Raw genomic sequence first — 5,322 nt, 5'->3', positions numbered from 1 at the left:
ACTTAAGCTAAGTGGCATTGGTCCAAGGGGTGTCGTGCATCCGCCAAAGCCCCGAGCCCGGGTCGTGCGTCCACTCGACCAGCCCGAGAATCCCTTGACTGGTCGTCTCCCGTGCGACCAGTCGGAAACTTGCGTAGCCAACGAAGCGCTTCAACACGCGTTCCACAACTCCCCCCGGAAGATTTCAAGTCCAGTGAGACGGTCGTGACGCTATGAGGTTTGTGGTGCGGGTTCCCTGCGCTTGGCGGGGTCGTTGATCCACGCTGTCTGCGGTATCTCGGGCGGTCGGGGGCGGCAGCCGAAGCTTTCGGGGTGGCGTGCGTAGGCCGCGGCGAGGGTGACGGCCCGCTGGTCGCGGATCTCCTCCGCGGTGCCGAAGTGGACGCTGGCGGGCGTGTGGAAGCCGATGCCGGAGTGCCTGTGCTCGTGGTTGTAGTACGAGGTCCGCTGCGTGATGAACACGGACGGGAACGTTCAACCGCTCTGCCGTCCGTGTCACAAGGGCCAAGACCAGTTGGGGCACTCCAGGGTTTAGACTCCGCTGCCATAGCCGGGGCGGTCGCGCGGGGGGATCCAATTTCCGTTCGCGTCGCAGTTCTCCCCCGCCAAGGGGTTCGGGCCAGCTAGCCTCCACCGCGCTGCTGCCGCTGCCTTGTATGCCCCAATAGGAGCGCCGGACGTGTCTACCGTCTCGATCACCGCTGGAAATACCGTCCCGCCGCTGACGACGATCACGGGTTCACCGTTGCGGTACTCGATTGCCAATTTGGCGCGGTCCTCGGGCTTGACCTGGTCGAACGGGATGAGCGCGGGTGCTGTTCCCTCGGGTGTGGGAGTTAGGCCGAGCTTTGCGGCCAGTTCCGGTGACAGCTGGCTTTGGGCAGGGCCGTGGTCGTTGGCTTCGGGTGTGGTGTCGGACATGACTGTCTCCTCGCTGTTCGGTGTTGTTGATGCGTAGCCGCAGCTACTTCCCAGAGTCGACGTGCCCGACGAAGCAGACGTTCAGATTGCTAGAGGATCGGGACGAGACCGGCTTGCTTGCCTCGTACGTCGCTACGTTGTCGCCGGAGCCGGATACGACCGCGAGTGTCGCCGGGATGACTGTCCCGCCGCTCACAACAAGCTGGGCCACGCCGTCCACGTAGCGCAGGCTCAGCGTGCCAATGTCCTCGGGCTTGACTTCAGTCACCGGGACGGCGCTCAGGTCGGGCGACGCAGGGCCGCCCTCGGTCCCCTGGATCGCGCCGAGGTCGGTTGCCTCGGACGTCACTTCGGCGCTCCTGTAACTGGAGTCGAGAGGCGGAATGAAGGTGGCCGAGTAGATGCCATCACGCGGGGTGGGGCTGCTGCCCGGTGCGCCGCCCTGCGGGGTCTCGTCGGTCATGGCTATGTCCCCTTCCGAGGCCGGCAGAGTGCCGACTCGCGTGGATCTTCTCATAACGGATCGTCAGCACACCATCACTCTTGACAGATCGGAGGCACCCTGTGCCGCGCAGACCCCGCCCCCGTGCTCGGTACCCGGATGCCCCGAGTCAGACAGCACGACGCCCCGGCACGGGCTCGGAGGGGGCTGTACCAGGGTGCCGCGACGCGCTGTTAGGTCACTCGCGTCGGTGCCTACATCATGCCGCCCAGGCCGCCTGGCATGCCGCCCCCTGACTTGTCCTCTGGGAGTTCGGCGATCATGGCGTCAGTCGTGAGGATCAGCGATGCGACAGACACCGCATTCTGGAGAGCTGACCTTGTGGCTGGCCGAGCCGAGTACGCCGCGATAGTACTTCCGGACCGATCCACGACCGTCAGCCCCGCCGGAATGGCCGTCCCGCCGCTGACAACGAGCTGGGGCACGCCGTCCACGTACCGCAAGCTCAGCGTGCCAATGTCCTCGGGCTTGACCTCGGACGCGGGGATCAGGTTCAGGTCGGTGTTCTCGGTGACGGTGAGGCCGGGGCCGACCTCGGTAACACCCTACTCGTCAGACATAGCTCTGCCTCCCTCTGGCCGGCTCGGTGCCGGACCCGTGTGGATCTTCCCATGACGAACCGTCATCAGGCCATCACTCTTGACAGATCGGAGCTGCCCCGTGCCACGCAAGCCCCGCCCCCCGTGCAGCGTGCCCGGGTGCCCGGAGCTGACCGCTCGTGGTGGTCGCTGCCCCGAGCACCAGACCGAGGCCGACGCACAGCGAGGCACGCCGGGCGGAAGCGCGTACGGCCCGAGGTGGCCGCGCATCCGTCGGGCCTATCTCTACGCCCATCCGTGGTGCGTGCTGTGCGCGAGGCAGGCGACCACCGCCGACCACTTCGCGGAGTCGCGTCGGTCGCTGGTCGCCCGAGGTGTCGCCGACCCTGACGCGTGGTCGCGTCTGCGTCCGCTGTGCACGCAGTGTCACAGTCGTGAGACGGCCGTTCACCAGCCCGGAGGTTGGGCGAGCGAGCGCGTTAAGCCTGTCCGAGGCCCTGGCCTGCGGTGACACCCCAGGGGGGTGACTCCCTCCCGGTGCCATAAGGCGCGGCAGGGAGGGAAAAGACTCTCGCCGCAGGTAGAGCCGTTTGCGCGGAGAGTTACAAATCGAGAGAGGGGGGATCATGGCCGATCCGACCAGGCGCAAGCCGCCGTTGCAGGTCATCCGAGAGGGGAACCCGGGCAAGCGGCCCGTCCCCGAGGACGTCAAGGTCCCTCCGGCCGAGCTGACAGAGCCCGATTGGTTCGAGCTGTTCGGCGACCAGGCCGACGGCGAGCAAGCCGCGGTGAACGAGCGGTGCCGGGACGTGGCCTCGCGCGAGTGGCGCCGGGTGGTCCCGGTGCTCGAACACGTCGCCGGTATCGGCCTGGTCGACACGTCCACGCTCACGGACTACTGCGTGTGCGTCGCGCGGATCGACCAGTGCGAACGGGAGATCTCCGCGCACGGAATTCTGATGCAGGGCGAGCGGGGTTGGCAGAAGAACGGCGCCACCACGATTGTGGGGCAGTACCGTTCCCAACTCGCCCGTTACATCGGCGAACTCGGACTTTCACCCTCGGCTCGGGGGCGTCTGACGCCGCCGGAAACCGGGGGCGACGATGACGGGATCTTCGACTGACGCCCTGCCCGTCCCCCGTGACGCGCTGCTCGAACTCGGGCTCACCGACGACGACATAGCCGAGGCCCTGCGCTCCCGGCCCCTGGTGGTTGCGCACCAGCAGCCCCAACAGCCAGGTGCCTACTTCTCGGTGGATGCTGCCCGACGGGCCATCGGCGCCATCGAGAGCATGAAGCACACGAAGGGCAGGTGGGGCGGGACTCAACTCCGCCTCGCCCCTTGGCAAATCGCGTGGATCATCGCCCCTGTCTTCGGGTGGCTGTGGGACGACCCGGAGATTGGCCGTCCCGTCCGCGTGACCCGAACTGAACCGTGTGGATCGAGGTACCGCGCAAGGCCGGGAAGTCCACCCTGTCCAGCGGTATCGGCCTGGTGCTGCTGCTCGCGGATCGGGAGATCGCCCCGCTGTCGGGGTCCGCGATCCAGCGGCCAAGCTCCGGACGTTCCCACGGAGCCGTCTTGCTCGCCGACACGTCAAGGTCGACGGCTTCGCGGCGCTGGTCACCCTCGCCGAAGTCGATGTTCAAAGCCGCGGCGGCGGTCTCGTTGGACTCGCGCTGTCGCTCGGGGCTGGTGGTCTCGTCCGTCAGCACGGACAGGCGGATAGCCGAGACGCCCCGCAGGCGCCCGGAGAACACGGTGCCCTCGGTACCGGGCAGGGTCGTCCTAGTCATACCCTCCGGGGAGGGGGACGAATTCCGCAGGTCACGGGTAAGGGTGGCGGTCGACACCGGGGGTCACTCCAGAACTGGTAGTCCGGAGTGTTGGGGTCCGCCATCACCGTCCACGGCACCTCGCCCTGGCCCACGTCGGCAAGCGTGGCACCAAGTCCCCTCAGGCGGGCGACCAGCTCCGCCTGATGGGCCGCCGAGCTGGTGGCCAGGTCGAGGTGCACGCGGTTCTTCACCGTCTTGGCCTCGGGACGGGCGACGATGTCGATGCAGACGGCCGCCGGGTCCGGGTACACGAAGCCCACGGGTTCGAGGTTGGTCACCCCGGGCGCCTCGCTGTCGATGCCCCAACCGAGCGCCTGCGACCAGAACCGGGGGCTGGAGTTCGCCGAGCAACCGCCGAACCCCATACTCCTTCTCCACGAACTCCAGGGTGACCCGATCCACCCCGGCGCTCCCACTGTTGGCCCGGACCCGCTCCCACGCCTCCCACAGGACGTCACCCCTGTGAATACGGTCGTACAGGGCATGGAAACGCCGCTCCGGAGACTGCGTGGCCGCAGCCCATAGCGCGCGTTGAAGTTGTCGCACTTTCAGAACGGACGCACGCCCATCCACTACAACGGGCAATCGCCCGCCGGGGTAGTTGACCAGACTCTCTCCGGCCATGCCCTCGCACTTACCTCCGCCACGAACGTGATCAAAGTTGGGGCCCTTCCCTCCCGGCGCGTTGTGTTGCACGCCGATCAGCGGTACTACGACCCCATCGGACTCCCGCTGCCCTCCGGACGACTTCACCATCGGCTTAGAGGTCGCGCAGGTAGGCGTGTGTTCATGGGCGGCGGCTCGGGCGTTGGTCCCAGCGGTGGGTCGTCCATGCCCGACGGATCAGGCTACGCACTGTGATGATCGTGTCGGCGAGGTCGAAGAAGGCGTCGATGACGGTGGCCCTTCGCTCGTAGCAGCGGGCGAGGCGCTGAAAGGCGTTCTGCCAGGCATGGGTCCGTTCGACATGCCACCGCTGGCTTGCCTGGATCGGCGCCTTCTCGCCCTTGTGCGCGATACGGCCGCGCAGGCCGCGCTCTTCAAGCAGGACACGAGTCTTGTCCGAGTCGTAGCCGGCGTCCAGGTGCACGGTGATGTCGTCGGGCAGCGGTCCCAGGTCGTCCAGGCGGTCCAGGGTCGGGGCGAGTAGCGGGGAGTCGTGACGGTTCGCCCCGGCCAGCACGCGACCCAACGGAATTCCGTAACCATCCGTCATGCCAGAGCGCTTCAGGCCCTGTTTGCCTCGATCGACCGGCGACCGCCCTGCGACCTCACCGCCGCCTGGGGCCTTGGTGATGGAGCCGTCAACGGCGATCTGGTCGAGGATGAGGCCGACGATCCGGTCGTAGGACTCCAGCGCGATCTGCTTGAGTTTGGCGAAGACGCCGAGCCGGATCCACTCGTCGCGACGGTTGCGGATCGTGGTGGCAGAGCAGGTCGTGTCGGCGATCGCCTGGTACGAGCAGCCGAATCGCAGGAGCTGCAGCAGCTTGTCGAAGATGAAGTTCCCCCCTGATCTT

The 5,322-nt window shown here is 67.1% G+C and carries 5 protein-coding genes and 2 pseudogenes; 1 reads left to right on the top strand and 6 read right to left on the bottom strand.

Translation table 11 applies throughout. From position 1 onward, the window contains the following. Positions 1-210: 210 nt before the first annotated feature. From C7C46_RS30060 to C7C46_RS30055, 3 genes are all read right to left on the bottom strand, one after another. On the bottom strand, positions 211-462 hold the full coding sequence (locus C7C46_RS30060) for a hypothetical protein (RefSeq protein ID WP_110673090.1): 252 nt from the start codon (positions 460-462) through the stop codon (positions 211-213). A 69-nt stretch (positions 463-531) separates the two neighbouring features. Then, positions 532-921: a hypothetical protein gene (locus tag C7C46_RS34485; RefSeq protein ID WP_146259262.1), complete on the bottom strand. Its 390-nt coding sequence runs from the start codon at positions 919-921 to the stop codon at positions 532-534. A 43-nt stretch (positions 922-964) separates the two neighbouring features. Next, entirely contained in the window at positions 965-1,384 is a 420-nt protein-coding gene (locus C7C46_RS30055) for a hypothetical protein (RefSeq protein ID WP_110673089.1), read from the bottom strand. Positions 1,385-2,588: 1,204 nt separating this feature from the next. On the opposite strand from C7C46_RS30055, the gene C7C46_RS30040 reads away from it, so the two are divergent. Continuing rightward, a complete protein-coding gene (locus C7C46_RS30040; protein ID WP_110673086.1) occupies positions 2,589-3,086 on the top strand; it encodes a phage terminase small subunit P27 family in 498 nt (165 codons plus the stop codon). Positions 3,087-3,493: 407 nt separating this feature from the next. On the opposite strand, the pseudogene C7C46_RS30030 reads toward C7C46_RS30040, so the two are convergent. From C7C46_RS30030 to C7C46_RS30015, 3 genes and pseudogenes are all read right to left on the bottom strand, one after another. After that, positions 3,494-3,760, bottom strand: a pseudogene (locus tag C7C46_RS30030) (recombinase family protein); the annotation flags it as partial. 77 nt (positions 3,761-3,837) lie between these two features. Next, positions 3,838-4,167, bottom strand: a pseudogene (locus C7C46_RS30025) (VOC family protein); the annotation flags it as partial. Between the two features lie 422 nt (positions 4,168-4,589). Continuing rightward, a partial coding sequence (locus C7C46_RS30015) for an IS5 family transposase (RefSeq protein ID WP_110673085.1) occupies positions 4,590-5,322 on the bottom strand: 733 nt, incomplete at its 5' end.

It is taken from the genome of Streptomyces tateyamensis (genome assembly GCF_003205575.1).
Classification (GTDB): Bacteria; Actinomycetota; Actinomycetes; order Streptomycetales; family Streptomycetaceae; genus Kitasatospora; species Kitasatospora tateyamensis.
The sequence above is the reverse complement of the archived record's forward strand: the minus strand, read 5'-3'. Positions and strand labels throughout refer to the sequence as shown.

What these genes read in the sequence shown, in the direction of transcription:
- C7C46_RS30055 (WP_110673089.1), bottom strand. Translation starts at nt 1,384, where the DNA reads ATGACCGACGAGACCCCGCAGGGCGGCGCACCGGGCAGCAGCCCCACC.
- C7C46_RS30040 (WP_110673086.1), top strand. Translation starts at nt 2,589, where the DNA reads ATGGCCGATCCGACCAGGCGCAAGCCGCCGTTGCAGGTCATCCGAGAG.
- C7C46_RS34485 (WP_146259262.1), bottom strand. Translation starts at nt 921, where the DNA reads ATGTCCGACACCACACCCGAAGCCAACGACCACGGCCCTGCCCAAAGC.